23 protein-coding genes and 5 pseudogenes are annotated in these 26403 nt (G+C 68.3%); 15 read left to right on the forward strand and 13 right to left on the reverse strand.

The genetic code is table 11. From position 1 onward, the window contains the following. Positions 1-32: 32 nt before the first annotated feature. On the reverse strand, positions 33-1364 hold the full coding sequence (locus ACF06X_RS14560; RefSeq protein ID WP_392287592.1) for an LCP family protein: 1332 nt from the start codon (positions 1362-1364) through the stop codon (positions 33-35). A 195-nt stretch (positions 1365-1559) separates the two neighbouring features. Beyond that, on the reverse strand, positions 1560-1982 hold the full coding sequence (locus tag ACF06X_RS14565; RefSeq protein ID WP_392287593.1) for an acyl-CoA thioesterase: 423 nt from the start codon (positions 1980-1982) through the stop codon (positions 1560-1562). A gap of 182 nt (positions 1983-2164) precedes the next feature. Here ACF06X_RS14565 and ACF06X_RS14570 point away from each other — a divergent pair, with 182 nt between their 5' ends. Then, positions 2165-3346, forward strand: a complete 1182-nt coding sequence (locus ACF06X_RS14570) for an FG-GAP-like repeat-containing protein (RefSeq protein ID WP_392287594.1) — start codon at positions 2165-2167, stop codon at positions 3344-3346. A 120-nt stretch (positions 3347-3466) separates the two neighbouring features. Here ACF06X_RS14570 and ACF06X_RS14575 read toward each other — a convergent pair whose 3' ends face one another. After that, on the reverse strand, positions 3467-3769 hold the full coding sequence (locus tag ACF06X_RS14575) for a hypothetical protein (protein ID WP_392287595.1): 303 nt from the start codon (positions 3767-3769) through the stop codon (positions 3467-3469). A gap of 320 nt (positions 3770-4089) precedes the next feature. Between ACF06X_RS14575 and ACF06X_RS14580 the strand changes: the two genes are divergently transcribed. The 8 genes from ACF06X_RS14580 (at position 4090) to ACF06X_RS14615 (ending at position 11169) form a co-directional block, all read left to right on the forward strand. Continuing rightward, positions 4090-4530 carry a hypothetical protein gene (locus ACF06X_RS14580; protein ID WP_392287596.1) on the forward strand — a complete coding sequence of 147 codons (441 nt, stop codon included), beginning with the start codon at positions 4090-4092 and terminating at the stop codon, positions 4528-4530. Between the two features lie 236 nt (positions 4531-4766). Continuing rightward, complete coding sequence (locus ACF06X_RS14585) at positions 4767-5981, forward strand: PP2C family protein-serine/threonine phosphatase (RefSeq protein WP_392287597.1); 1215 nt, start codon at positions 4767-4769, stop codon at positions 5979-5981. 156 nt (positions 5982-6137) lie between these two features. Then, positions 6138-6971 carry an STAS domain-containing protein gene (locus ACF06X_RS14590; RefSeq protein ID WP_392287712.1) on the forward strand — a complete coding sequence of 278 codons (834 nt, stop codon included), beginning with the start codon at positions 6138-6140 and terminating at the stop codon, positions 6969-6971. A gap of 8 nt (positions 6972-6979) precedes the next feature. Then, positions 6980-7378, forward strand: a complete 399-nt coding sequence (locus ACF06X_RS14595; protein WP_392287598.1) for an STAS domain-containing protein — start codon at positions 6980-6982, stop codon at positions 7376-7378. 88 nt (positions 7379-7466) lie between these two features. Continuing rightward, positions 7467-7853 carry an ATP-binding protein gene (locus ACF06X_RS14600; protein WP_392287599.1) on the forward strand — a complete coding sequence of 129 codons (387 nt, stop codon included), beginning with the start codon at positions 7467-7469 and terminating at the stop codon, positions 7851-7853. A gap of 145 nt (positions 7854-7998) precedes the next feature. After that, entirely contained in the window at positions 7999-9285 is a 1287-nt protein-coding gene (locus ACF06X_RS14605; RefSeq protein ID WP_392287600.1) for a PP2C family protein-serine/threonine phosphatase, read from the forward strand. 97 nt (positions 9286-9382) lie between these two features. After that, a complete protein-coding gene (locus ACF06X_RS14610) occupies positions 9383-9883 on the forward strand; it encodes a MarR family winged helix-turn-helix transcriptional regulator (RefSeq protein ID WP_392287601.1) in 501 nt (166 codons plus the stop codon). A gap of 92 nt (positions 9884-9975) precedes the next feature. Further along, positions 9976-11169, forward strand: coding sequence for a PP2C family protein-serine/threonine phosphatase (locus ACF06X_RS14615; protein ID WP_392287602.1), 1194 nt, complete (start codon positions 9976-9978; stop codon positions 11167-11169). Positions 11170-11202: 33 nt separating this feature from the next. On the opposite strand, the gene ACF06X_RS14620 is transcribed toward ACF06X_RS14615, so the two are convergent. Further along, a complete protein-coding gene (locus ACF06X_RS14620) occupies positions 11203-11676 on the reverse strand; it encodes a MarR family winged helix-turn-helix transcriptional regulator (protein WP_392287603.1) in 474 nt (157 codons plus the stop codon). 506 nt (positions 11677-12182) lie between these two features. Then, positions 12183-15560, reverse strand: coding sequence for an RHS repeat-associated core domain-containing protein (locus ACF06X_RS14625; protein WP_392287604.1), 3378 nt, complete (start codon positions 15558-15560; stop codon positions 12183-12185). Between the two features lie 407 nt (positions 15561-15967). Here ACF06X_RS14625 and ACF06X_RS14630 point away from each other — a divergent pair, with 407 nt between their 5' ends. Continuing rightward, the gene (locus ACF06X_RS14630) at positions 15968-16177 is read left to right on the forward strand and encodes a hypothetical protein (RefSeq protein WP_392287605.1); all 210 of its coding nucleotides are present in this window, start codon (positions 15968-15970) and stop codon (positions 16175-16177) included. A 123-nt stretch (positions 16178-16300) separates the two neighbouring features. On the opposite strand, the gene ACF06X_RS14635 is transcribed toward ACF06X_RS14630, so the two are convergent. The 6 genes and pseudogenes from ACF06X_RS14635 to ACF06X_RS14660 all read right to left on the reverse strand — a co-directional run bounded on the left by ACF06X_RS14635 (position 16301) and on the right by ACF06X_RS14660 (position 21428). Continuing rightward, complete coding sequence (locus ACF06X_RS14635) at positions 16301-17485, reverse strand: cytochrome P450 (protein WP_392287606.1); 1185 nt, start codon at positions 17483-17485, stop codon at positions 16301-16303. Continuing rightward, the gene (locus ACF06X_RS14640; RefSeq protein ID WP_392287607.1) at positions 17475-18182 is read right to left on the reverse strand and encodes a tRNA-dependent cyclodipeptide synthase; all 708 of its coding nucleotides are present in this window, start codon (positions 18180-18182) and stop codon (positions 17475-17477) included. Before ACF06X_RS14640 ends, ACF06X_RS14635 begins: the two co-directional genes overlap by 11 nt. A gap of 393 nt (positions 18183-18575) precedes the next feature. Next, positions 18576-18833, reverse strand: a complete 258-nt coding sequence (locus ACF06X_RS14645; RefSeq protein WP_392287608.1) for a hypothetical protein — start codon at positions 18831-18833, stop codon at positions 18576-18578. Between the two features lie 152 nt (positions 18834-18985). Then, a complete protein-coding gene (locus ACF06X_RS14650; protein ID WP_392287609.1) occupies positions 18986-20443 on the reverse strand; it encodes a cytochrome P450 in 1458 nt (485 codons plus the stop codon). Positions 20444-20577: 134 nt separating this feature from the next. Further along, positions 20578-21104 (reverse strand): annotated as a pseudogene (locus ACF06X_RS14655) (peptidylprolyl isomerase). A 159-nt stretch (positions 21105-21263) separates the two neighbouring features. Beyond that, complete coding sequence (locus tag ACF06X_RS14660) at positions 21264-21428, reverse strand: hypothetical protein (RefSeq protein ID WP_392287715.1); 165 nt, start codon at positions 21426-21428, stop codon at positions 21264-21266. Here ACF06X_RS14660 and ACF06X_RS14665 point away from each other — a divergent pair. From ACF06X_RS14665 to ACF06X_RS14680, 4 genes and pseudogenes are all read left to right on the forward strand, one after another. Further along, positions 21409-21751: pseudogene (locus ACF06X_RS14665) on the forward strand (RHS repeat-associated core domain-containing protein); the annotation flags it as partial. The gene ACF06X_RS14660 and the pseudogene ACF06X_RS14665 overlap by 20 nt on opposite strands. A gap of 706 nt (positions 21752-22457) precedes the next feature. Next, positions 22458-22702 (forward strand): annotated as a pseudogene (locus ACF06X_RS14670) (hypothetical protein). 127 nt (positions 22703-22829) lie between these two features. Beyond that, positions 22830-23360 carry a GNAT family N-acetyltransferase gene (locus ACF06X_RS14675; protein WP_392287610.1) on the forward strand — a complete coding sequence of 177 codons (531 nt, stop codon included), beginning with the start codon at positions 22830-22832 and terminating at the stop codon, positions 23358-23360. Between the two features lie 44 nt (positions 23361-23404). Further along, positions 23405-23889 (forward strand): annotated as a pseudogene (locus ACF06X_RS14680) (transposase); the annotation flags it as partial. A gap of 44 nt (positions 23890-23933) precedes the next feature. On the opposite strand, the gene ACF06X_RS14685 reads toward ACF06X_RS14680, so the two are convergent. Then, on the reverse strand, positions 23934-24317 hold the full coding sequence (locus tag ACF06X_RS14685; RefSeq protein ID WP_392287611.1) for a hypothetical protein: 384 nt from the start codon (positions 24315-24317) through the stop codon (positions 23934-23936). 423 nt (positions 24318-24740) lie between these two features. Beyond that, the gene (locus ACF06X_RS14690; RefSeq protein WP_392287612.1) at positions 24741-25658 is read right to left on the reverse strand and encodes an RNA polymerase sigma-70 factor; all 918 of its coding nucleotides are present in this window, start codon (positions 25656-25658) and stop codon (positions 24741-24743) included. Positions 25659-25852: 194 nt separating this feature from the next. Between ACF06X_RS14690 and ACF06X_RS14695 the strand changes: the two are divergent. Then, a pseudogene (locus ACF06X_RS14695) lies at positions 25853-26331 on the forward strand (carboxymuconolactone decarboxylase family protein). Positions 26332-26403 lie beyond the last annotated feature (72 nt).

Genomic DNA, 26403 nt, shown 5'->3' on the forward strand with positions numbered 1-26403 from the left:
TCATCGCCGCGACTCAGGTCGGCGGTCGCCACTCACGTCGCGCCCGAGGGCGACGAGGGGGAGGGGCAGCGGAGGGCTTCGGCGGTGACAGGGGCTCCTTCGGCCGTGTTGCGGTCGTAGGTGACGGTCTTGACCCGGACGAGCTCGGTACCGACGGTGACATCAAAGGCCTTGCCGTGGCCTTTGGCCGCTTGGAGACGGGCTCCGGGCAAGGCTGCCGCGAGGGTCGCCGCGTCCGCTTCCCCGCCGGACGCGTACCTGATGACCGGGGGACCTTCTGGACGTACGAGCGGTGCGGACTTCGAGGTGTCGGTGGCCTGGAATCCGTTGCTGCGCAAGGCTGCCGCGACAGCTGCGTCGTCGACGCGGACGGTGATCCGGGCGGGGTCGGTTCCGACAGGGTTTTCGGGGACTGGCTGGATCCGCACATCGCCGGTGATGGGCCGGTCGGCGGCGAGCGCGTTCCACAATGCCGCTGAGCGTGCTTCGTCCCAGACCAACGTCGAGCCGACGCCGGGGACCCGGTGGTCGAAGAGCCGGATGGGTACGGTGGCGAACTCGATGCGGTCGGCCTGGAGGCGGCCGAGCCTCCAGCCGACGCGTACCAGGTCGTCCAGCCCGGTGTTCTCGTCGGTACGGACGGATTGCAGCAGAGCTCGGGCTGTGCGGACGATGGCGGCGGGCCCCGAGAGAGCACCTTCGGCGGTGAGACGGGCCAGAAGGGCGTTGACAGTGCGCTGCTGGCGGCGGACGCGGCCGAGGTCTCCGGGCGGGTCGAGGCGCCGGGCGCGGACGTAGCGCAGTGTCTGGTCGCCGTTGGTGTGATGGATACCGGCGGGCATGTCGAGCCCTGAGCCGTCGTCCTTCAGGGCTTTGTCCGTACAGACCGTCGCGCCCCCCAGGTCGTCGACGGCCTGTTCGAAACCGGTGAATCCGGTCTCCAGATAGTGGTCGATACGCAGTCCGGTGGCCTGCTCGACGGTACGTACGGTCAGCGGGCCCGCTCCGACCGCGTACGCCCCGTTGATCTTTCCGAAGCGAGGCGACCCTGGGCCAGAGCGCCCGAGAGGCTGGTCGGCGTAGCGGACGTAGGAGTCGCGGGGGATGGAGACGACGCTTGCGCGGCGCCCACCGGCGGAGAGGTGGACGAGCATCATCACGTCGGTGCAGTTGCACCCCTTGCCGCCGACATGCAGGCGACGCTTCTCGGCGGCTGAGAGGCCCGCCCGGCTGTCGACGCCGACGACGAGGATGTTCGTACCCCGGCCGCCACCCGGCTCACGCTCGGCGGAAAGAGCACCTGGGCCCGCGTGGACTCCCACGGCAAAGGCGCCCAACAGCGTGATGGCAGCGATTCGTCGCAACGCTTCTCCCCTGATGTAACACCAGAAAGCCGCAGAGCGACGCTACCGGCGCTCACGACCGAAGGCGGCACTCCACGCCGGTGTTGCGGTCATTTAGCTCAGACTCCTTCGTCACCCCGGACACTGCGTACAGGACGCCGTTGACGAGTCCGGCTGCCCATCAGCCTCAGCCTGGTTCAGAAGCCGTTCAAGCGCCTACAGGCCAAAGGCATGCGGATCCGCAGCGAGCGCCCTGAAGTACTCGCGCGGGTCCGCGACCAGTTTGCGCTCCTTGAGGTCCAACAGACCGCCGACGGCGGCGATGTCGGCCGCCGCGGTGCCGTCGGCCTTGCGGATTCTCTGCTCGACGCGGAACGTCTTCCCTTCGCCCCACAGGAACCTGCAGTCCACTTCCACATCGTCGCCCGCGCGCAGCTCCCCCAGATACCGGATGGTCGTCTCCAGGACGACCGGGCCCACGCCCTTCTCCAGAAGGTCGCGCTGGTCGATCCCGCCATGCCGCAGCAGCGACCAGCGCGCGTGCTCGGCGTACTGCAGGTACACAGCCTGGTTCAGGTGTCCCTGCGAGTCGGTCTCGTATCCCCGCACCTCGATGCGCACGGAAAACGGCTCTGCCACGGTGGCCCCTTCGTTCTCGGCTGAGCGCTTGCTCACTGATCCAACCGGTCGCCACAGGACGGTATTCCACACGCTACGTGCACGAGATGGTGACCCGCGCGGCGGAGTGAGAGCGGGCGGGGATACGGTCCTCTTCGCGGCGGGCTCGAAAATCTGTGCGCGCCGCGACAGGGAGGGAAAGAATGCGCACATCACTGCTTCGGCGCCTGGCCACTGCGACCACGGCACTGGGGCTCACCTCGCTGGGCCTGTTCGGCGCGGGCGCCGCACCCGCGCGGGCCGCGGTCAGCGATTGCCCTTCGGGGTACTTCTGCGCGTGGAAGGACCAGAACGCCACGGGATCGATGTTCAAGACGAACACGAGCCAGGCGACGCTGGGTACCTGGGACAACACGTTCGTCACGGTCGTCAACCGCACGTCCATGATCGCCTGCCTCTATGACGATCCGAACCACGGTCTCACCCAGGGATACTTCACGGTCGAGCCCGATCCCATCGCCACCGACTTGGGCGGGTCCATCGCCGTCAGCTCGGTGAAACTCGTACGCACCGCGCGGGAGTGCGAAGCGCCCGCATACCCCAGCTGGTACGCGGCGACCGCGCCCAAGCTGTCCGGCTTCGGCGACATGAACGCCGACCGGAGGTCGGACATCCTCGTACGGGACGTCATCGGGCGGCTGTGGTTCCTGCCCGGCGACGACTCCGGTCGCCTGGTCGGCAGCGGCGGCTGGAACGCCTTCAATACGCTCGTCCGGCACGGCGACTACAGCCGCGACGGCCGAGAAGACGTGATCGCCCGCGAGACGGCCACCGGAAAGCTGTGGCTCTACCCCGGCACCGGGACCGGTACGCTCGGCAGCCGCAAGCTGCTCGGCAGCGGCGGCTGGAACGCCATGAGCCGGATCGTCGCGTACGGAGACCTGTCCGGTGACGCCCGCGCGGACCTGCTCACCGTCGAGAAGTCCACCGGCAAGCTGTGGCTGTACCCGGGCACCACCACGGGCGGCCTCGGCGCGCGCAAGCTCCTCGGCAACGGCTGGAACGGGATGAACGCCCTGGTGGGCGCCGGCGACATGAACGGCGACGGCCGGGCCGACCTGTACGCCCGTGAGGCGTCGAGCGGCAAGCTCTGGTTCTACCCGGGAAGGGCCGGGTACCTCGGTTCCCGTGTGCTGGTCGGCAGTGGTGGCTGGAACGCGATGAGTTCCCTCGTCGCCGTCGGCGACTGGTCGGCCGACGGCCGCCCCGACCTTGCCGCGCTCAACGGCGACTGGCTGGTCCAGTACAAGGGGCTCGGTACCGGCGGACTCGGCTCGGGTGTGAAGACCAACGCCACCTGGTGGAACGTGAACGGCGCCTTCTGACCCATCGCGCGGGCGGCCTATGCCGCCGGGCGCGGGCCCGCCGAGGGCGCGTCCTGCAGGCGGTAGCCGGTCCCGGAAGTGCCAGGATCCGCCGGGGCGCCGTGCTGCTGATCCAATGCGTCAAGGGCGCGGACGGTGGTCGGCGGGCTCCTCGGTGATCTTCACCTGTTGCGGGGCGTCTCGGGGGAAGGTCCAGACGCGGCCCGCGGTGCTGGTGGCGGTCACCGAGGTGGCGTCCAAGGTGACTCTGGTGAACGGGTTGGAGAAGCAGGAGACTGCCAGCCACTCCAAGGCGCCTTCGTCATCGTCCCGCGTCTCCCGCGTCAGGGCGACCCACCCGATACTCCCGTGGTCCAGGCCCTCGCCGCTCAGGGCACGGCTTCCCCGGTAAGTGGACGAGGCGTGCGTGATGTCGATGCTCATCCAGTCCGTGGGGGTCCACGCGGTGGCTCGTAGACTCTCCCCCCACTGCCAGTCCTCGGCCCGGGGGTCATCCCGTCGGTCGGGCCGGGAGAACCGCATGAGACTCATCACTGACAGGGAGCCGTCGGAGAACACGATGAAGTCTCCGAACGGCGCCTCGCGGGCCCTCCAACGTTCAAGTGCGTGATTGGTGTGGGGTATCGCGTCGAAGGAACTCACGCCCCCCATGATGACAGCGAGGACGGATTACGGACCGAACGGCGGCTGTGGTGAGGGTGCCGTGCCGCCGTGCATCGCGACGTCGATGGGAACATGGCCTGATGGGGACGACCGATGGCGAGACCGTCCAGTTCGTACGCTTCCAGTCGCCGCACCGGAACAGCCGAGGTCACTTCACCGGCGTGTTCGGACTCGTCAACAATCTGGCGAGGGAGGGGAGGCTCTCCGATGACCAGGAGTCCTTCCGCCGCAGCAACAATCGCTGGTACGACGCCGCATACACCGATCCCTCGACCGTCGACCCCACTGTCTACGACGACGCGATCAACCCTGGCGCCGCGGCCTGGTTCAAGCCGTCAGCCGTGCGTCTCCTCGATCGGGTCCCCGGCTATCTGAAGATCCTGGCCGCTCATGGCGTCGATTGCCAGGTGCTGCGTTCCGCGGATCCGGGGCGGGTGATCTACGAGGACGACGTACAGGTCGTGGTCGTGCCATACGCGTCGGATCCCATGGCTCACGCACACAAGAGCGCCAACGAGTAATGACGTACCGCGTCATCGCCCTGGCTACGCGTCAGGCCCCCCGTAGGTCGGCGCCGCGCGCCGCGCATCGCGGGGAGCAAGACCTGCCGACGTGGCGTGCCGGTGCCTCGGTAGAGTAAACACTTGCCATGGGGCAATGTTTCCATGCGGCTCATGCTCATCCAGTCGCCGCGAGCCCCTGTGCGGACGGCCTGCGCCGCCCTGTCCATCCACTTTTTCTATGAAATGGTCCTGACGTGACGAACCTTCTGGCTGCGTGGCGGGCTGTACGGTCGGCCGCACCCCATGCGCTCTTCGACGCGGTGCGAGCCGCCCTGACCGAGTATTACGGTGCCGTTGACGTCGACCTGCTCATGGCCGACTACAGTCTCACCTGCCTGCAACCGGTGACGGCCTTGCCTCATACGGCGAAACCGTTGTCGGTGGAATCCAGTCCGCAAGGGCGCGCGTTCGGCAGTCAGGAGCCGTTCGGTCGGTATGTGGTGCAGGACGGGTCCGTGGATCTGCACCTGCCGGTGACCGTCCGCGGAGACAGACTCGGGATCCTGACGGTGCGTCTGCCCGAGCACAGATGCACGCCCGACGTCGTCGAGGAGCTGACCGAGCTCGCTGAGGGGCTCGGGCACGAGATCATCGTCGCCGAGCGCGACACCGACCTGTATCTGCAGGCCCGGCGCGCCAGCCGCCTCACCCTGGCATCGGAGATGCAGTGGCAGCTGCTCCCGGCCCGAGCCTGCGCGCGTCCGGAGTACGCGATCGGAGCGCAGCTCGAACCCGCGTACGACATCCATGGCGACAACTTCGACTGGTCGAGCACGGCCGAGAACCTCACTCTCAGTGTCACCAACGGCATGGGTGACGGCATCCAGGCGTCCTTGCTCACCAACCTGGCCGTCAACGCCCTGCGCAACGCCCGCAGGGCCGGCATCGGCATCGCCGATCAGGCCGCCCTTGCCGACCAGGCCATCTACGCGCAGTACCGCGGAGACGTATACGTTTCCACCCTGCTCCTGTCCTTCGAACTGGCCACCGGGCGCGGCCGGGTGGTGGATGCCGGATCGCCTCAACTGTGGCGACAGAGGGGCAAGGTCGTGGAGCGTGTCGAATTCGAGGCGCAGCTCCCCTTGGGCATGTTCGACGAGACCGCTTATGTGGCCCAGGAGTTCCAAGCCCTGTCGGGCGACCGCCTGATCTTCGTCAGCGACGGCGTGTACAGCGCTCTCTCCGGTGCTGGTGAGGCGTACGGCGAGCGCGCCCTGGCGCGCGCCATCCAGTCTGTCGGCCTGCTGCCGGCCGCCGCGGTCCCGCGGGCGCTGCTGCAGGAACTGGAGTCGTACCGCGACGCGGACGCCGAAGACGACGCGCTGGTCTTGTGCCTGGACTGGTTCGGCCGTACCGATTCCCCTTCGGACCAGATCGGTCGCGGCGGGGCCCGGGCGCGCTTCCCATAGACGTGTGTCGCATGCTTATATTTGCATCACGGCAACAATCAAGCTGAGTGGACCACCCGGCCAGGGATTGCCGCCGGGGATTGCCGCCGGCGATTCGCGAAGGGAGTCCGGGTGAGCAGGAGCGAGGTGGCGGCGCGTAGGTGTGTCGTGAGCGCCATGGAGGGCCGCGTCGATGAGATCGCGGACCGTTGGGTCCAACTTCAGGCGCAGCAGGCCGCACTCGGTACCGGCATACGGGAGAGCGAGCTGCGCGAGGAGGCCGACGCCCTGGTGGCGGCCGTCACCGCCGGTCTCGGCAGTTCGTTGCCGGTGGAGCGCATCGTCGCCTCCCATGCCGATCTCAACCGTGCGGTCACCGAACTCTCCCTGCGCAGAGCCAGGAGTGGCGAGTCTCCGACGGCCACGTCGCTGGCCGTCCTCGCGCTGAAGAAGGCACTGCTGGAAGCGGTGCAGGAGAGCACGCAGGACAGTGGAGAGCTCTTCTCCGCGGCGCTGCTGATCAACGAGCTCCTGGACGCGGCAGGTGCTCTGTCCTTCGACACCTACGTCGAGGGGCGCGAGAAGATCATCCGTAGGCAGAGCAAGCAGCTCCTGGAGGTGTCCACCCCTGTCGTGCGGCTGTGGCGGCAGGTCCTGGTCGTGCCGCTCATCGGCACCCTGGACACCGCCCGTACCCAGGTGGTCATGGAGAACCTGCTGCACGCCATCCAGGACCAGGAGGCGACGGTCGCCATCGTCGACATCACCGGCGTGCCGACGGTGGACACCGCGGTGGCGCAGCATCTGATGCAGACCGTCAACGCCGTGCGGCTGATGGGTGCGGACTGCATCATCAGCGGGATCCGGCCGCCGATCGCGCAGACCATCGTCCAGTTGGGCATCGACCTCTCCACCATCACCACCCGCGCCACCCTTTCCGACGCGCTGTCCGTGGCCATCACACTCACCACCGGCACACTGCCGTTGACCGATGCGCCGGCTTCGCGGTGAACGGGCCGGTGGCCACGGGCGTTCCCATCCTGCGCCTGGGTGACATCCTGGTCACCGGGCTGCTCAACGAGCTGGACGACAAGGCCGCACTGGCCTTCACCCATGAGCTCACGGAGCGCCTCTCGGCGGACCGCGTACGCGGCGTCCTGATCGACATCTCCCGGCTCGAGATCATCGACTCGTTCGTGGCACGCACGCTCATGGAGCTGAGCATGATGGCCAGGCTGCTGGGAGCGCGCGTGATCGTGGCCGGGATGCGGCCACCCGTCGCCATCACGCTGGTCGAACTCGGAATCGAACTCGTCGGCGTGGAAACGGCTCTCCATGCCGACCAGGGCATGGCAGCCCTGGGCTGGCACCAAGGTTCGCAGCCCCCGGAAGGGGCCCGACATGACGCAACGCGCTAAGACAACCAGCCCCGACACCCCGACTCCCGCCCCTGTCGGGGACCGCCCCGCGCCCAGCGGCGCCACGGCGGAGCAACCCCCTACCGAAGTGGCACTGACCACCGAGGAAGATCTCCTCGCGGTTCGCCACGCGGTCCGGGCGGCGACCGTCGCCGTCGGCTTCGGCCTTGTCGATCAGACCCGGGTGGTGACGGCCGCCAGCGAACTGGCGCGCAACGCCTACATCCACGGCGGCGGGGGAGTCCTCACCATCGAGTTCCCGCACCGTCAAGGAGTGAAGGGCGTGCGGCTGACGATAAGCGATGAGGGGCCGGGCATCGCCGATCTCGAATCGGCGCTGATCGACGGCTTCACCACCGGGGTGGGACTCGGCCATGGCCTGGGCGGCGCACGTCGCCTGATGGACGACTTCGAGGTGCGTACGAAGCCGGGCGCCGGGATGACAGTGATCGCCACTCGCTGGGCGTACCGGTGACACGGACGGCGATCAGGCCGACCGCCTTCGCGCGCATCGATCACCACAGTGCCGTCCAGCCGGCCGCGGCCCTCGCCCACGACCACCGCTCCGGCCGGGACGACGCCACCGTGCTGACCGTGAGTGCCGCACCCCGGGAATCACCATGACCGGCCACCCTTATCACTCCATGCCACCGCTGCGCCGGGCCGTGCGCCGCCTTTCACGCGCGTACCGGCTGCCGGCGGACGTCAGAGCCCGCCTCGTGCTGTCCGTCGCCGGCCTGGCCGAAGACGAAGTGCGGGCCGGCCGTCCCGTCACTCTGCACACGTCCCAAGAAGCGGGGGCGGGCGCCGAGTCCTACGTCCTGGCTGTCACGCTGCGCTGCCCGCAGGCACCTGGCCCGCTGCCCGCGCCAGGCATACTGCTGCCCTCCGCGGAACCGGCGCCCAACTCCGTCACCTGGAGATTCACCATCCCCCTACCACCAGGTCAGCCGTTGTCCAGCAGCCTTCCGGACGACATCCGAAGCCGACGTGCTCCGTGGCCGGACCGGACACCCTGGACGGAGACCCAGGCCGTCGAGGAAGAACTCCGGGCGTCCTTCGCCCAGACCGACGCGCTCGGCGCCGAACACCGTCGCCTCAAGCACGAGCTCGCCGAGACCAACGCCGGCGTCCTCGCCCTCTACGTACAACTGGAAGAACGCGACGAACAGTTGCGTCGTGCGCACGCCCTCATCCTGCAGGAGCTCGAAGACGCGCTGCGCCCACCGCCGCTCACCGTCGAAGGTCTCGAGCTCGGTGTCCATTACGAACCCGCCGACCCCACCGCGCCCACCGGCGGTGACCTCTACGACTGGTTCACACTGCCGGACGGCACCCTGCACATCACCGTGGTCGACGCACTCGGCCACGGACTGGGCAGCACCCGCAGCGCTCTCAACGTGACGCACACCGTGCGCACCCTGGCCCTCGAAGGCCACCCGTTGGAGTCGATCCTGGCCCGCACCGACGAAATCCTCATGCCTCTGGTGCCCGACCTCATGGCGACGGCGCTCCTGGCCCGGCTGGATCCCGTGACCGGAAAGCTGCGACTGGCCAACGGGGGACACCCTCCCGCGCTCCTGCTCCGGACCGATGGCCAGGCCCGCTTCCTGGAGGCGAAAGGCAGAGGCATCGGCTTCCCGTCGCCGGGCAGCGAGCGGGTGCTGCATGCCGACATCAACCCGGATGACCTCCTGATCCTCTACACCGACGGTCTCACCGAAAGCCGCAAAGACCCCATCGACGGCGAGAAGCGCCTCATCGAGGCGGCACGCCGACACGCGTCCAGGCCGCTGACCGAAATCCCCGGCTCCCTCGCGGCCGACATGCGCTCCGTGGTCCTTCACTCCGACGACACCCTCGCTCTGGCCATCCGCATCACCGGGAGCGGGGCCGTCATGCTGTAGATCCAGGGCCTGGCCCGACCGGAGAGCGTAAGCGTGCGCAGAATGGACGAATGGGCGGGAGCTGACAAACCACTCTCCCGGGTGAGAGAGTGGTGCAATGCCCCGCAGTCTGCATTCCGTTGATCATGGCCAGGTGGCTCACGCCACATGCGCGGTGTCGGAGCTCCTTCACATGCTCTGGGGGCGTGGCCAGGAAGCCGCCCCCTCGGGCCCTGTCTCCCCTTCGCAGCTGCGTGCGCTCACGATTCTCGAGGGGCAGGAGGGCGTCAATCTACGAGCGTTGGGCGAGGCGCTCAGGACTCGGCCCTCATCGGTGAGCCGCCTGTGCGACCGGCTGGAAGCGGCCGGGCTCATCCGGCGATACCCGAGTACGACGAGCCGCCGAGAGGTCGAGGTGCGACTGAGCCGGCGAGGGCGCGCTGTGCTCGCCGAATTCCGCGAGTTCCGGGCGCGTGAGGTCGAGACGGTGCTGCGGGAAATGTCTCCGTCGCAATTGGCCGCGCTGGCCCAAGGTCTCGAAGCCTTCCAGACCGCCGCCGCGAAGGTCGGTCTCGCGGTGGATGCCGAGGGGAACGAGCGCGCTGCGGACATCGCCTAGAGCCACAACTGTCCGTGTCGCCGGTTTCGCCACCGCGTCTCCGGCACAAGGCTGATGCTCCTGCCTGATGCTGGACCATGAGAGAAGAGACCATGACTGACCAGTCCAGCGGTTGGCTCGGTACAGCCGAAAGCGCCCTGAGAGCGGCGGCTCCCACCCGCCTGTTGTCCACGGCGCGTTCCCTGCTCGCCACCTACCTGGATGCCCGCTGGGTGAGCCTGCTGCTCGCCGACTACGGCCTGACCGTGCTCCAACCGGTGACCCGCCTGCCGCGAACGGGAGAAGCAGTGCCCGTGCGCGGCGAGCACCCGGCCGGCCGCGCCTTCTCGACCCAAGCGGCTGTCGTGGAGGTCACGACAGAGCCCGGCATGGTCACCGTGCACCTTCCCATCACCGTACGCGGAGACCAGCTGGGCGTGCTGTCCGTGCATCTGCCGGAGCCGGCCAAGGGGACCCTGGGGGTCCTGGAGCTGGCGGCCTTCGCCACAGCGATGGGACACGAACTGCTCGTCGCCGAGCGAGACACCGACCTCTACCTTCAGGGACGCAGACGCAGGCGTCTGACCCTGGCGGCGGAAATGCAGTGGCAGCTGTTGCCCGGCCGGGGCTTCACCCAGGACGAGTACACCCTCGGCGCCCACCTCGAGCCCGCCTACGCGATCGGCGGGGACAATTTCGACTGGACCACCACCGACGACCACCTCACCATCACGGTGTCCGACGGCAAAGGGACGGGAATCCAGGCAGCGCTCCTGACCAACCTCGCCGTCAGCGCACTGCGCAACGCGCGCAGAGCCGGGATCTCCCTCGCCGACCAGGCATCACTCGCTGACCAAGCGATCTACGGCGAGTACGCGGGAGCGCTCTACTCCGCGACGCTCCTGCTGCGCTTCGATCTGGCCACCGGGCAGGTTCAGGTGGTGGACGCGGGCTCCCCACAGCTTTTCCGACTGCGGCAGGAGGCGGTGGAGCTGATCGAGCTGGATCCGCAGGCACCACTGGGCATGTTCGAGGAAACCGAGTACTACGAGCAGTCACTCACCGTGGAACCGGGAGACCGACTGGTCATCGTCAGCAGTGGCGTGCACCAGGCACAGTCGCGAGACGGCAGGTTCTTCGGACAGGACGCTCTGCGCGAGACCATCGCCGCTACGCGCAGCTCCACGACGCACGAGACAGCACGCGCCGTGGTCGACGGACTGGTGCAGTACCACGGTAGTCCCGAACTCTCCCAGGACGCCGCCGTCGTGTGCATGGACTGGCACGGAAGGCCCGCCCGTGCGTGACCGGCACTCCGCTCCTCCGACGGATCGGGCCGCCTACTCCTCCGCCGAGTCGGGTGCGGCGGGCTGAGCAGCGTCGGTGAAGGCCTGCAATCCGCTCAGGAGACCCGTACGTTCCGCTGACGGCATCCGGCTCAGCACCTCCCCGAACCGTGCGTACCGGCGGGCGAGGAGAGCACCGATCAGGTCATCACCCGCTACGGTCAGGACCAGACCGATCTCCCGCCGACTCGCGCGGCCGGGCTCGCGGCGCAACAGACCGGCCGCCTCAAGGCGATCGCACAGCCTGCTGACAGCAGGAGGAGCGGCACCGATCTCCACGGCCATCCGAGTCAGATTGATCCCCGGCTTGTGCCGCACGATCATCAGTGCTTCCCATTGAAGCGCCGACAGCCGGGGCGATGCGGCGTGAGACGCCTTCGTCCACGCGTCCACCAAAGCCTCCGCGGCCTCAGCCACCTGGACCGACAACTCGTGCAGGGGGCCCTCTGGTGCTCCCGCGAGGTCCATACGGCCGTCACTCCCATGAACAGTTGCGCACCCCAGCAGGAGGTTGACGCTCTCGCGGCACGTACTGGGCGAATCTATTCCTCGTCGTCTGCCCGCTCTGCCGAAAGTATCCCTGCCCGCGCGTGATAGTTACTGGAGCGGCACGAACCGTTCACTGCCGCCGTGAGAGGACGAATACAAGCGCTGCGAGAAAGGCGAGCACGATCAGAGCGATGCCCCATATCGGCAGCTCGGATGCTGACGGGGGCATGAGAGCTGCCAGCCTCATTCCCGCCCCCGCCCGGACAGGACGAACCATCCTCCGGCACCGATCAGTGCCACTCCCGCGATGACGGGAATCGCTGCTCGACCATGTCCGGCCGAGGCATCGCCGACTCCCATGACGAGCAGAAGCACGCCGCAACAGATGGCCACCAGCGCACCCGCGATCACTACACGTCGACGCATCGGATCCCTCCTGGGTGCAGGGGGAGGACGCTCCACAGCGCGTCCTCCCCCTGCGATCGTCAGTTGTTGTATACGGCTGTCGTGGCCGCTGCGGCACCCGCGGCGACCACCGAGCAGCCGGTGAATCCCGCGCCCAGAGACAATCCCAGTGTCGCGAACGTCCCGGCCGCGGCTCCCGCCATGCAGAGGCCCTCGATGCCGAGGCCCATCAGGATGCCCATCTTGGTCGCATTGGCGCCCTCCGCGTTTCCGGTCAATGTGTCGGTGACCAGGCTGACGGCGTCACCGATCCCCGTGATCCCCCCGAAGCTGAGGGTCCCGTCCGGGTCGATGCGGTTGACGGGGTCGCCTTCGGCGTAGAGGTAGGGGTTCTTCTCCCGGCCGGAGGGGTCGGGCTGCGTGAAGCGGCCGATGTTGGGGTCGTAGTAGCGGGCGGCGAAGTGGTAGAGGCCGGTGGCGTCGTGGTAGCCGCCGGCGAACTGGTACGGCTGCGGGGCCTGTTCCGAGGTCCCGGCGCGCTGGACGCCGCGGGGACTGTAGGAGTACGTGTTGACCTTCGTTCCGGCATCGTCGGCGAGCGCTACGACCGAACCGAGCGCGTCGGTGAGGTAGTAGTAGGACTTGCCCCCGGTGGTCATGGAGTTCAGGGTGCCCCCGGGTTCACGGTTGAATCCCATGTCGACGCCGCCGGTGCTCTTCGCGGACAGGCCCAGCGGCCCGTTGTGGAAGAAGGTGTCGCCGAGCTTGATCCGTTCGCTCTGGTCCGTCGAGCCGTACTGGCCGGCGTAGGTCTTGCCGCCCACGGTGACCGAGGTCATCTGGGAGTGGTCGGACCAGGTCGCGGCGGTGCGGGTGCCTTCGGGAGTGGAGGCGCCGGCGGTCTCGTTGCCGGCCTTGTCATAGGTCCAGTTCGTGGCGACGCCGTTCTTCGCGGTGATCTGCTGGGCGTCGTTGATCGTGTAGGTGGTGCCGCGGGGGCAGCCGGGGTCGACGCCCTGTGAGGTGAGGTTGCCGGCCAGGTCGTAGCAGTACTGCCAGGACGAGTTGAGGGCGGTGCCCTTCTCCTCCTTGGCGTAGGAGAACCGGCCCGCCCCGTCGTAGGTGTAGGTCGTCTTCATCCCGGCGACCGCGTCCGTGCGGGTGCGGATCTTGCCACCGTCCTTGAGGGGGGTGGTGGTGTTGGCGTCGTGGTCGTAGCCGTAGGTGTAGGCGAGGTCGACCAGCGTGCCCTTCGCGGACGTCGCCCGGACCTTCTCCGGACGGCTCGACTTGTCGAGCGTGACCTCCTGGGCGGTGCCACCGGGGTACGTCGTCTTCGTGCGGACGTCGTTGTTGTTGTACGTGTACGTGGTCACCTTGCCGGTCGGGTCCTTGAACTGCGTGAGCCTGTTGACCTCGTTCCAGGTGTAGTCGGTGAGGCCGGCCGGGTCCTCGTACGTGTCCACGTTGCCCGCCGGCGTGTAGGTCAGGCGCGTCTGCGAGCCGTTCTGCAAGGTGCGCACGGTCTCGCGGGACAGCGGGTCGAACGCGTACGCGGTGACGCCGGTGCCGTCCGAGCGCTGGGTGAGGTTTCCGTCTCCGTCGTAGGAGTAGGTGACGGTGGCGTAGCCGGAGGTGTCGACCTTGGTGATGCGGTCGCGGTGGTCGTAGGTGTAGAGGGTGGTGACACCGCGGCCGTCCTGGACGGCGGCAGGCCGCCCGAGGTCGTCGTAGGTGTACGTCGTCACACCGAGCGGGGCGGGCGGCGTGACCTTGGTCAGATTGCCCTTCGCGTCATACGTGAAGGACGTGGAGACCGACTTGGTCGACGACATCTTCGTCGTGACCTTGCAGCGCTGGCCCTCGAACCCGCCACAGGTGGCGGTGGCCGGGTTGTAGTCGAACGACTGTGTCCCGCCGCCGGTGCCGGTCACCGCGACCGACTTGGTGTTGCCGGCCGTGTCGTACGTGTAGTCCGTCTTCTCTCCGTCGGCCGTGGTCACGCTGCCGGGAAGGTCTGCCCCCGACAGGGTCTGATAGCCGCTCAGGGCCGACGTGGCTCCGGTGGGCAGCTTCGCCGAGGTGAGATTGCTGCGAGTGTCCCATCCGTAGGTGGTGACATTCCCACCGACGCCACCGACACCCATCGCGTCCGTCGCGGTCTCCACGTTGTTGTTGACGTCGAAGGTCTTGGACCGGGAGCGGCCAAGCGCGTCGGTCACCTTGGTGACCCTGCCCTCGCTGTCGTGCTCGTACTTCGTGGCGTGCCGCTCGGGGTCGGTGACGGTCGTCGTCCCCGCGTCGGAGGGCCAGGCGCCGGTGTAGGAGTACGTGTAGGTGGGCCCGGTGTGTCCGGACGTTCCGGTCTGGGTCGCCCGCAGCATGGAGGTGACCCGGTTCTCGGCGTCGTAGGTGAAGACCGTCACCCGGCCCTCCGGGGTCGTGACCTTGGAGATCCTCCCGTTGGCGTCGAAGGCGTAGGTTGTGCTCTTGCCTTCGGTGTCGGTGGTGCGCGAGAGGTTGCCGCCGCCGTCGAGATCGAAGACGGCGGTGCGGCCGGTGTGGTCCTTGGCCTGCCACTGGTTGGGGTACGTCTTGAGCAGGTCGATCCAGCGGCCCGAGCGGGTCTCGGTGAGCTTGAAGCCCTTGTGCTCGCCGGTCTCGTCGTGCTGGTCGACGGTGATCGTGCCCTTGTTGCGGTCGGTGACCTTGGTCAGCGTCCCGTTCGCGTCATAGGTGTCCTTCACCCCCGACTTGCGGTCGGTCAGGGTGTACGTGCCGTCCGCGTTCCTCTTCAGGTCCTTCGCATAGCCCTTGGGCGTGGTGAAGGTGCCGTCGGCGTTCTTCGTGAACCGGACCGCGTCACCCGTCGCGTCGTAGACCACGACCTCGTTCGTGAAGATCTGCAGGTAGCGCTCGTACTCCTGCCACCAGCGGTCCGAGACCTTGCCGTAGGGCGCGTTCAGAGAGTTGTACGTGCGTGCCAGGCGCAGCTTCTGCCCCACGCCGGCGACCTCGAAGTCGGTCGCGGCCAGCATCAGGTTGCCGTTGGACAGGTTGATCCGCGCCACGAGGGAGTCGGTGATACGGAACTCCGAGATCTGATGCCAGGGCACCGACCCCTGCCCCTCCGGCACCCACGTGAGCACACCCGCTTCCGCCGAAGGGGCCGCTGAGGAATGCTGCTCCTTGGACGGCGCCTTCGCCGAGGTGCGTACGCGCTCCCTCTGTGCCGAACGCCAGGCGGTCTCCTCCTTCGAGGGAGCCGCCTCGGCCTGGGAGGCCACCGGCTTCGTCGATCCCACCTTCACCGGCGGGACCTCCAGAGGCGCCGCCTTCTTGCCCCACACCGAGCCGGGACCCGGCTCGGCCGCGGGCGAGGCGGCGAACGCCGGCAGCGACGACGCGCCCAGCGCGAGGGCCGCTGCCACTGCGGTCAGGGAGTGTCTTGCCGTCATTGCCGTCATACGGGCACGCCGAGAAGGCGTGCCGGAAGCACGCGAAGTCATGCACTTCCCCCCACGAGAAGAGATGTCACAGCGGCCCCAACGGCCACCGGAGCCGCACACGCTGCCACAGCCGCTTTCCGAACGGCCGCTGCGTGCCCGGCATCCGGTCGCACACACGGGCGAGAACAAGCCGGAGTTGGGGCCGTTCCTTTTCCCGTCAAAACATGCCGCACGACAACACTTGCCTTGCGGAAGGGGCCGGGAGCCTGATGGGCAACGTGACCGGAAACCGACCACCCCATCAACGTTCGCTGATCCCTCTTCAGTATCACTCGCTGTGTTTACCGTCCGCCATATTGGAAACGCTGAGTAATCACAAGGTGTAAGGTTCAAGGCGAAAGGCGAGATTCATGTCCGTGAGCATCGGAATCATCCTCGTCGTGGTGATGGCAGTCATCGCTGCGATCGCGCTCGCCCCGGCGGTGGAACCCGCGGAATCCGATCTGGGAGCAGCCCGGTCCGGTGCGAAGGGCGCACGCAGGACCGGCCCGAGCAGGCGTTCCGCCCGTCGGCTGCGCAGCGTCCCACCACAGTCGACCCGGGACCGCAGGCGAAGCCTCGGCTGACTTCACCAGGTCGCCCCCGGCGGTGATCACGCCGGTGGAAGGGGCGATGCAACGTCGTCGCCCCCCGGCCCGGGCGGGCCGAGGGGCGACGACGGACGGCGGTCAGCGCAGATCAGAGAACGGTCACCAGGCGACCGGAAGACGTTCGGGGATGCGCTTCATGAACCGTGTGCGCCAGACGAGTTGGTCGACCGGGACCGCGAGGTGAAGGTCCGGCATCCTGTCGAGGAGCACCTCCAGGGCGATCTCGGCGTGCTTCTTGCCGAGGGCCGTGGCCGGGCAGTAGTGCTGGCCCCCACCGAAGGAGAGGTGTGCGCCGGCGTTGGGGCGTTCGATGTCGACGGTGTGGGGGTCGGGGAACACCGATGGGTCGGTGTTGGCCGCCTCGACCAGGACGAGAAGGAGCTCGCCCTTGCGGACCTCGACGTCGCCGAGGGTGACGTCCTCGAGGGCGAGGCGCGGCAGCCCGTCGGCGATGGAGAGGTTGACGCGCAGCAACTCGTCCACGGCGCCGGGGATGCGCTCCGGCTCCTTGCGGAGGCGGTCCCAGACGTCGGGGCTCTGGAGCAGGGAGAAGACGGCCATGGTGAGGAAGCCCATGGTGGAGATCACGCCGGCGCCGAAGAAGGTGACGCCGACGGTGGCGAGCATCTCGTCGGTCAGATGGGCGTAGTCGGGGTTCCCGCGCAGCGCGGCGAGCTCGGCCATGAGGCCGGTCGTGGCCGGGTCGTCCAGGCGCTCCACCATGTAGGCGATGTCGCGGTCCCAGTTGAGCCGGGCGCCGGTGACGGGGCAGGCCGAGTTCATGAACGCGATGTCGAGACTGGCGGCGAGACGCGGCGCGTCGGACTCGGGTATGCCGAGGATCCGGCAGTGGAGGTGCTCGGCGTAGGGGCTGGTGAAGCGGCCGCGCAGGTCGACGGGCGGGCCGTATGCGAGGAGTTCGTCGACGAGGTCGTAGGCGTGGCGGCGCATCCAGTCGGTGAGGCCGTCGGTCTTGGGGTTGATGGCCTTGAGGACGGCCTTGCGGAGCCCCGCCCCGGTGATGTTGCCCATGTTGTTGACCACCTCGGGCGGGATGGTCAGCGCGTACTGCCGGGGGACGCCGGGTGCCGAGGTGTCCTTGAGCGAGAAGCGAGGGTCTTCGAGGACCTGCTTGCACAGCTCGTAGGAGGACACCAGCCAGGCCGGGTCGCCGGCGATGGTGCGGACCCGGGTGACCGGCTGGGCGCGCAGGGACTCGATCTCGGGCGGCAGGCGATCGCCGCGGGCGGAGAACGGGAAGTCGATCGGCGTGTCAGTGGTCATCGTGTTCTCCGAGGATCGCGGTGACGATGGCGTGACCCTGGTTGCGGGAGGCGCGCAGCCCGGAGCCCCTGGAGTAGAGGAGTTCGGCCATCGGCAGCAGCTGGTGGTAGCAGTTGAGGGAGGAGGGGACACCGAGGATCGCGGGGGTGTCCAGGAAGAGCGGTGCCTCGGCGCAGATGTACTGGAGGCAGACCTCGCGCTGGCGGGCAGTGGGTGTCTGCCCTTCGAGGACCTTGGACGAGAGGAAGGCCGCGACGAGCTTCTCGCAGGTGGCGAGGAACTCCGCGTCCGTGGCGAGGAGATCGTCCAGGTGCTTGCGCAGGTGCTGGTAGGCGGGGATGTCGAGGAGCGCCGACATGGGGCGTCCTCGGAGTCGTTCGCCGCTGGGGTCGAGGGCGGCGACGGCGTTGTTGACCTTGGCGCGTACGCCGCGGAGGTTCTTCACCGTTTTGCGGCGGGCTTCGTCCGGCGGGTAGCCGAGTGCCTCGTACATGTCCGCGACATGCAGGTCGGTGTAGATCAGGTCGGTCTGTTCGAAGGTGCGCAATCCCCATGCGGCGAGGTCGGCCACCCGCTGGGCGGAGAAGTAGCCGTTTCCGGGGGAGATGCCGATGACGGCGTGGGCGCCTTCGGTGTGGATCACTTGGCAGTGTGGCGTATACGGCTGGACCTTGAAGCTGTCGGTCGCTGTCGTCAAAGGAAGAGATGTCCTTCGGGCCGCTAGTCCCGTCGGGGCCGTGTGCCCCTGGTGTGGCGGCGACGCCCTGAAGTTACCGGCGATCTTCGCAGAGTGACAATTCCGCCTGCGAGGTGGCTGAAAATCATCGGTACATGACCGAAAGTGATTGAAACTCAGAAACGGAAGTGTCACCTCCGCATGGGGGTCACGTGTGTGGATCGCTTTACCACCGACAGACACTCAGGTGGATTCCTGGTGAACAAACACCGCCGGGGGTGGCCGCGGCCGGCATCCCCGGCTGTCCGGGCGAGGCGCATGCGGACCCTCACGACGTGCGGCCCTTGCCCGTCGGTTGAACCGCGGACGAGAGCCGCAAGGGACCCTGCACCTGTCAGTCGTCGGTCAGTTGTGTCAGTCGGCCGCCGCCGGGCTCCTCAGGACGGTGCGGAGGTGGACCGTGGCGCCGTGCTCCTCCAGGGCACGCCCGAGGTCGGCGGCGTACGTCTCGCGGCCGGGTTCGGCGAGGAGGATCCAGGTGCCGGGCACGGTGGCCGGCGCGGAACGTTCGCTCGGCTCCCAGACGGTCCGGAGCAGCCGGTCGGCGAAGCGCTCCTCGGCGCTCTGCGCGGGCACGTGGGTGAACTCCACGCCGGTGGCGTCGACAGCCACCGTCCCGTCGTCGGCCCAGAGGCGGAAATCGGCCGTGTAGCGGCCGTCGGCGAACTGCCGGAGGGTGACTTGGCCGCGGGACGGTCTCCAGTGACGGACAGGGGTGTACGGGAGCGCGTCGGTGGCGACCGGGCGCTCCCTGCACCGCAGGTTCAGCCGTACGGCCGGGCTCTTGAAGGATCATCGGACGCGCGGGCCGTACTTGCCGGACCGGCGGGGGCAGCGGGAACGACAGCGGTGACGCCCACACGTACGCCGCCGCATCGGTCGGTGACGCACGGCCGGGAGTGGTGAGCACCGCTGCGCGTACCGTGCGGCTCGTCCGCGTCGAAGGCCGCGCGGGCCCGGATGGCGTTCTTCGGGTCCTGCGTCGTCCTCGCCCGCCGGCCGTGGAGACCGGCGCCTACCAGGTCGCGGGGAGTGCCTTGGGCCCGCGGATGAGGATGTCGGTCTGCCAGGAGACCTGTTCCCGGGGGGACGGCCAGGCGCAGGGTGGGCAGGCGGGCGGTGAGGGTCGACAGCAGTACCTCCGCTTCCATACGGGCCAGCAGCGGGCCGACGCAGAAGTGGGGGCCGTTGCCGAAGGCCAGGTGCCTGGGGCCTTGGCGGTCGAAGTCGATGTGGCCTGCTTGGGGGTAGACGCGTTCGTCCCAGTTGGCGGCCACGTAGGAGACGTAGACGTACTCGCCTTGGCGGATCAGTACATCTCCTACCCGGACGTCTTCCGTGGCGATGCGAGGCTGGCCCACGCCGTGCTTGTGCGGCACCCATCGCAGGAGTTCGTCCACGGCCCCGGGCACGGTGTGAGGCTCGGCGCACAACCGGTCCCACAGACCGTCGGTGGTCAGCAGGGCGTAAAGCATGTTGGAGGCGTTGTTGCACACCGCGTGCCATCCGTTCAGCCCGATGAGCGTGGCGAGCGCGAGCAGTTCCTCCTCGTCGATCGTCCCGTGGTCCATAGCCCGTACCAGTGTCGTCATGGTGTCGTCGCGCGGCTCGGCGCGCCGCAGCCGGGCAAGGCGCAGGAAGTAGGCGCGGCTGTCCTGCTTGACGCGTTCGGCGCGCTGGGCGGCCTGTTCGTCCGACGCTCTGCTCAGCAGGGTGGTCGCCCACTCCCGTACGTGGGCGTGGTCGGCCTCGGGGATGCCCATGACCAGGCCGATCACGGCGAGCGGGAAGGGGGAGGTGATGTCGCGGACGAGATCGGCCGGCCGCTGACCGCGCAGGAGCCGGTCGACCATGGCGTCGAGCAGCTCCTGCACGCGCGGCCGCAGAAGGCTCATCGCCGTGCTGCTGAAGGCGGGGGCGACGGTGGCCCGGACTCGGGCGTGGCCGGGCGGGTCGACGAAGCTGACCGCCCGGTCCAGCGGAATGAAGTGCCGGGTCATCTTGGGGATGGGACGGCCGGTGATGTCCCGGCTGAAGCGCGGGTCAGCGGTGACGAACCGTACGAGGTCGTAGCTCGTCACAAGCCAGCACTCGCCCTCCCCATGGGGCAGCCGGATCTGCCGGACGGGAGCCTCATGGAGTGAGGCGCGCAGGAACGGGTCGAAGTCCAGCGCTGGAAGGTCGTCGACGCGGTAGAGGGTTGTTACGGGCTCGCTGTTCACTGGTGCCTTTCCGAGTGAGGGCGACGCTGAAGCCGCCCAGATACGCTCCGAGGCTGCCCCTCACCAGGCCATGACGATCCTTTTACAGGCGCGTGGGCGGCGTGCGGCCTGTCCGCCAGGGGTGTGCTGAAGCCTCAGCGGCTCTCGATCGTGACCGACTCGATGATGACGTCTTGGATCGGCCGGTCGGTGCGGGGGTTGGTGTCGGTGGCGGCGATGGCGTCCACGACTTTTCTGCCTGCGTCGTTCGTGACCTCGCCGAAGATGGTGTGCTTCCCGGTCAGCCACGGGGTCGCGGAGTGCGTGATGAAGAACTGTGAGCCGTTGGTCCCGGGCCGGAGTTGGCCATGGCCAGCAGGTAGGGCTTGGTGAAGGTGAGATCGGGGTGGATCTCGTCGGCGAATGTGTAGCCCGGCCCTCCGGTTCCGTTGCCCAGCTGGTCACCGCCCTGGATCATGAAGCCGTGGATCACGCGGTGGAAGACGGTGCCGTCGTAGAGCCGGTCCGTGGTCTTACGGCCGGTCTCAGGATCGGTCCACTCACGTTCGCCCTTGGCGAGCTCGACGAAGTTCTTCACTGTCTTCGGGGCGTGGTCCGGCAGTAGCCGCACCTCGATGTCGCCCTGGTCGGTCTTCAACGTCGCGTGGAGCTGCTCAGCCACGATGCGCCTTCCCTCGTACGTCTGCGGGCCAGGCCACACTACGAACGCGGCCGAGTGGAAAGCGCGCGCCCACGCCGGTCACCCCCCTGTGCACCGCCAGATGCCGGGCACGCGGCCGAGGACCGCAGGACGCATGCCTGCGCCCGCTCCGGGCGAGGTTCACCCGGCGTCGGCCGGGGCCAGGCGGTCGGCCGACAGGCTGATCCCGGTGTGGGGATCCTCGAAGCCGTTCAGGGCGGCGACGCACCCGCTGTCGACGGCGCCGGTCGGGTACCTGATGGCAGTCGTCGGGTGCCATGTGCCGGGGGCGGTTTCGTCCCGCATGGTCGAGTCCGCCACCGGTGACCTGGCCGCCACCACGAGCAAGACCGGCGACACCGTCCTCCAGCGCCGGTGGCGCTCGACGGCGACGAGTACGGCAACCCCCGGCCCGGCCAGGCCGCCACCCGGTACAACTGGCTCGGCGCCAAGCAGCGCTCCACCGAGACCGTCACCGGCCTCACTCTGATGGCCTGATGGGCGTGTGCCTGTACAACCCGGCCACCGGCCGCTTCCTCCAGATGGACCCGGTCCGCGGAGGCTCGGCGAACGCCTACGAGTACGGGTTCGCGGATCCGGTCAGCAAGTACGACACCGACGGCCGCTGGGTCCCGCTGGTCATCGGCGCGGCGCGACTGGGCATGGCCTGCTTCCGGTACTGCGGCAAGATCTACCGGGGCGCACACGATGGCGTACCGGGCCGGCGAGTGCGGCGTCAGGTCCGCATGTACACGTACACCCGCACCTCGTGGGGCCACAGGTACAGCAGGCCCTCCATGCACTCGGCCCACCACCTGCGGAACGTCACGAGGGTCCGTCCGATGCCGGAAAATCCTGCACTTCCAGTTCAGGGGTTGGTGAGCCAGTGATCTTTCACCTCGACCGGCAGCAGCCGCCCACGCCGGGCTCTTCTCCGAGGAGAGCGACCCGCTCGCGCAGGTGCGGAGCGGCCGGAACCGTACCGAAAATCTCGGCGGGCCCGGTGAACCTCACCGTCCACCTGCCCACGGGGAAGGTCCTTTTCGCCTCGGGATACGCGCCCCGCGAGGGCTGGCGGCCGGGCACCGTGACGCCCCCACCCCGCCAGGCGGGCGCCGTGACCGTCACCGGGCTCGACGCTCTCCCCGGCATGGCCGTCCGCGTGGACGCCAGAAATAACGGGATCACACTCGACGGCCGTACCGGCTGGCTACTGGTGGCCCGGCGTCCCGACCCACGAGGCCCTCGCGTTCGCGGAGGGAACCGTGATCGTGGACGCCGACGGCGGCCTCAGCGGCCTCTGGCTCAAGCCGGAGTTCACCGACTGACCCGCTCATGAGCACGGCGAACGGCCCCGCCGGGCACCCGCCCGGCGGGGCCGTTCGCCACCCGTACCGGCAACTGGACGGGCTGCTGCTCGACATCACCGGCCGGACAGCTGAGGAGATCGGACCGGCGTCGCGCTGATGACCGAGTCCGGGCAGTTGGGCACCGGTGGTCGGGCCCGGTACGCCCCGCGTCCCGGCGAGAGGAACCGCTGGGACGGGTCCGGCGACACACCCGGACTCGCGGAGGGGTGACACCCGCACCCTGTCGTTCCCTGCTTCCACATGCTGTCGGGTGGGGAGGCGCACGCGGCCAGGGGGCGCGTCGCGATGTTCACGAGAACTGGCACTCTTCGTGCGGAGATCCGTTCATGATCGTTGCATGAGCATGCACTCGGTGACCTTGGACAAGATCATTGCAGAGGACTGGCCGGCCGTTCACTCGTGGGCGTGCCTTCCGGAGGTGTGCCGCTACCAGTCCTGGGGGCCGAACAGAGAGGTCCAGACGCAGGACTTCGTAGACTCCGCGGTCAAGGCCTGGTCGGCTACCCCACAGCGCCGGTTCCCTTATGTCGCCCGCGTCGGGCGGGATGCGGTGGGCATGGGTGAGCTGCATGTCCGCAGCCATGAGCAGCGACAGGGAGAGATCTCGTACATCGTGCATCCCCGGGTATGGGGGCAGGGCATCGGCACGGAAATCGCTCGGCAGCTGCTCGCGCACGGCTTCGGTGAGCTGGGCCTCCATCGGATCTATGCCACCTGCGACCCGAGGAATCTCGGCTCTTCCCGAGTGCTGTCCAAGATCGGCATGACGTATGAGGGGCGCCTGCGCCACACGGCGCTGCTCCATGACGGCTGGCGAGACTCGATGATCTTCAGCAGCCTCGAAGGGGAATGGCGCTCCACTGTGTAACTCCGTCGGCGGGCGGCTCCGGCTCCTGCTGGCAGAAACAGGGCAGCCCCGACAGGTTGCCTGCCACCTACCGCCGAACCCACGGCATCACTTACTTCCACGGCTGCTACTCCGTCGGTGACGACCGGTTGTGGGCAATCGACCGGCGTCGCAACGGCATCGACCACACCTGGGCGGCCTTGCGACCGATCCGGGCCGCCGTCAGGACGGCGCCCCTATCTACGTGATCCTCGAAGGCCTCTCCGCCCACCTGAACTGGAGAATCCGCAGGTGGGCGACGCGCAACAAAGTCGAGCTGTGCTTCACACCCACCTACGCGTCCTGGGCCAACCCCATCGAGGCCCACTTCGGGCCGCTACGGCAGTTCACCCTGGCCGACTCCAACCATCCGAACCACACCGTCCAGGCTCGGGCCCTGCACGCCTACCTGCGGTGGCGCAACAAGAACGCCCGCCATCCCGACGTCCTGGCCGCCCGACGACGCGAACGCGCACGCATCCGCAGCGAGAAAGGCATCCGCTGGGGTGGGCACCCACTCCACACGGCTGCCTCACCAAGCAGTGACCCAGAATGTCACGGCACCAGCGCCGCGCGGAGCACGTCGAACATCTCGCGCAGGTCCGGGGCGGGGATCGGATCGAGTTCCATCTGAAGGTGACACGCGGTGTCGTCCCCGTTGGGAGTCAGCCGCACGAAGAAGGCGAAACCGTCTCCGACGGGCTCGGCCTTCAGCGACAGGGGATTGTTGCGGCCAGGGGTCACCACGGCGGAGAACCCCGCATTTGACGTCTCGTTCAGACGCGAGAGCATCTGCCCCGCGAAGTCTGCGACCTCAGCATCGCGGAGGTCCGCGGTGAAGCCGGCTGTCAGCAAAGAGCACCAGTCGGCACTGACCCGCCAGGTGTCGCCACCGGTCCGGGTCAGGTCCAGCCACACATCATTGGTGCCGAGGCGCATCCGCGGCTCTTCCATCCCTGACCTCCGGCATCCAGTCCCGGGCTCAAGATCCTATAGCCGAATCACCGCCACCATGTCACTGCATATCACCCAACAGGCCACCGACCCGGTGAACCTAAGCGTCACAGCACTAGGGGAGCGAACTCGCCGACAAGACGAGGGCAGTAGCCGCCGACCTGATCCTGGGCTGGGTGGTCGCGGTAGCCGCTCACGGCCAGGCCCGGCGTTCGGAAACGAGGCCCACAACATCCCCCCTGCTGCCGTACTTCGCTACGCCTCAGGCGTCTCACCCGTCGAGCTTCGTTCAGCCAGTTGTCTTCTGACCGTATGTCTGCCGAGAAAGGGGCCTGAGTGACCTGCCGGAAGCGCTGAGGACGGCGGTGTGCGGCCGGTCTCGATTCACGTGGCAGAGCGGCCGACGACTCAGCGGGTCACCGTGGTCTCGCGGTCGATGCGTGACAGCTTCTCGGGATTGCGCACGGCGTAGAGTCCCGTGATGAGGCCGTCGTCGATGCGCACCGCCAGGACGGTATCGACCTTGCCGCCCAGTCGCAGAGTGAGCGCCGGGTAGCCATTTACCTGTGCCGGCCGCAGCAGCACCGCGGCGCCGATCCTGCCCAGCACATGGGCCACCCTGTCGGCGCCCACCACTGGCGCCGGCGCGGCCTGCACGACTCCGCCGCCGTCAGTCAGCAGGACGACATCCGGCGCGATCATGTCGAGCAGGCGCTGCAGATCGCCCGTCTCGATCGCCCGTTGGAACGCCTCGAGCGCGCCGCGGGTCTCGGCAGGGGAGACGACCTCGCGCGGTCGGCGCGCAGCGACGTGGGCCCGGGCCCGGTGCGCGATCTGGCGTACCGCGACTGGACTCTTGCCAACGGCCTCCGCGATCTCGTCGTATTCGAGACCGAATACTTCGCGCAGCACGAACACCGCTCGCTCGGTCGGGGTGAGCGTCTCCAGCACCAGCAGCATCGCCATCGAGATGCTGTCGGCCAGCTCGACATCCTCGGCCACGTCGGGCGCGGTCAGCAGCGGTTCGGGCAACCAGGGGCCGACGTAGGACTCCCTGCGCCGCCGGAGCGCCCGCAGTCGGCTCAGCGCCTGTCGAGTGGTCACCCGGACCAGGTAGGCACGCTGATCCCGCACGGTGTGGAGGTCGACGCCCGCCCAGCGCAGCCACGTCTCCTGGAGGACGTCCTCTGCGTCGGCCGCGGAGCCGAGCATCTCGTAGGCGACGGTGAACAGCAGATTGCGATGGGCGACGAACGCCTCGGTAGCAGGGTCCACATGGCCTTCAGGAGCGGGTGACTCGACTGCGTTCCCTGTCTGCTCGTTCATTGCCGGCTCCCGCTGTTCGCTCTCGACCGTGTCACGCACAAGACGCCGGCCCCAGCCGATCTGTGACACCCACGACCGGTGGCCTACGTCACATCACCGCGGTGTCACAGAGATCGGGCAGCCGGCATCTCGTGTTCGTCAGGACGCCGCGAACGATCCGCGCGGCACGCAACTCCACGAGTGAGGACGAAATCATGGAACCCCGTTTCAACCTGTTCGACAGCCCGACCGCCGCGAAGGTCGCCAAGCGGTTCTACAACGCCTCGCTGCCCCTGGAGCAGTCGACGCTGCCGAGGCCCTGAGGAAGTTGGTGGAGCTGCGGGTCGGCCAGATCAACGGCTGCGGTTTCTGTGTGGACATCCACACCAAGGAGGCCGCGGCCGCCGGTGAAACAGCGCTCCGGCTGGGCCTGGTCGCCGCCTGGCGCCACACCACCGTGTTCACCGAGGCCGAGCGGGCCGCGCTGGCGCTCGCCGAAGAAGGCACCCGGCTCGGCGACCACGGCGTGTCCGACGAGACCTGGGCCGAGGTACGCAAGCACTACGACGACGACCAGGTCGGGGCGCTGGTCTGCCTGGTCGCCCTGATCAACGCGGCGACCCGGATGAACGTGATCGTGCACAACCCGGGGGGTTCGTACGAGCCCGGCATGTTCGCCAGCATGTCGAACTGATCGGCAGGCTACATGCGACCCGGCCCAGGTGGTTCGTACGGGGCCGGTCTCACACGATCAACGAACAAAAAC

The organism is Streptomyces sp. NPDC015346, assembly GCF_043078785.1.
Taxonomy (GTDB): domain Bacteria; phylum Actinomycetota; class Actinomycetes; order Streptomycetales; family Streptomycetaceae; genus Streptomyces.

Excerpts from the sequence above, each read along its gene's own strand:
- ACF06X_RS14570 (WP_392287594.1), top strand. The coding sequence starts at position 2,165 with ATGCGCACATCACTGCTTCGGCGCCTGGCCACTGCGACCACGGCACTG.
- ACF06X_RS14575 (WP_392287595.1), bottom strand. The coding sequence starts at position 3,769 with ATGAGCATCGACATCACGCACGCCTCGTCCACTTACCGGGGAAGCCGT.
- ACF06X_RS14580 (WP_392287596.1), top strand. The coding sequence starts at position 4,090 with ATGGGGACGACCGATGGCGAGACCGTCCAGTTCGTACGCTTCCAGTCG.
- ACF06X_RS14590 (WP_392287712.1), top strand. The coding sequence starts at position 6,138 with ATGGAGGGCCGCGTCGATGAGATCGCGGACCGTTGGGTCCAACTTCAG.
- ACF06X_RS14605 (WP_392287600.1), top strand. The coding sequence starts at position 7,999 with ATGACCGGCCACCCTTATCACTCCATGCCACCGCTGCGCCGGGCCGTG.
- ACF06X_RS14610 (WP_392287601.1), top strand. The coding sequence starts at position 9,383 with ATGCCCCGCAGTCTGCATTCCGTTGATCATGGCCAGGTGGCTCACGCC.
- ACF06X_RS14615 (WP_392287602.1), top strand. The coding sequence starts at position 9,976 with ATGACTGACCAGTCCAGCGGTTGGCTCGGTACAGCCGAAAGCGCCCTG.
- ACF06X_RS14620 (WP_392287603.1), bottom strand. The coding sequence starts at position 11,676 with ATGGACCTCGCGGGAGCACCAGAGGGCCCCCTGCACGAGTTGTCGGTC.
- ACF06X_RS14625 (WP_392287604.1), bottom strand. The coding sequence starts at position 15,560 with ATGACGGCAAGACACTCCCTGACCGCAGTGGCAGCGGCCCTCGCGCTG.
- ACF06X_RS14635 (WP_392287606.1), bottom strand. The coding sequence starts at position 17,485 with ATGACCACTGACACGCCGATCGACTTCCCGTTCTCCGCCCGCGGCGAT.
- ACF06X_RS14660 (WP_392287715.1), bottom strand. The coding sequence starts at position 21,428 with ATGCGGGACGAAACCGCCCCCGGCACATGGCACCCGACGACTGCCATC.
- ACF06X_RS14675 (WP_392287610.1), top strand. The coding sequence starts at position 22,830 with ATGAGCATGCACTCGGTGACCTTGGACAAGATCATTGCAGAGGACTGG.
- ACF06X_RS14685 (WP_392287611.1), bottom strand. The coding sequence starts at position 24,317 with ATGCGCCTCGGCACCAATGATGTGTGGCTGGACCTGACCCGGACCGGT.
- ACF06X_RS14690 (WP_392287612.1), bottom strand. The coding sequence starts at position 25,658 with ATGAACGAGCAGACAGGGAACGCAGTCGAGTCACCCGCTCCTGAAGGC.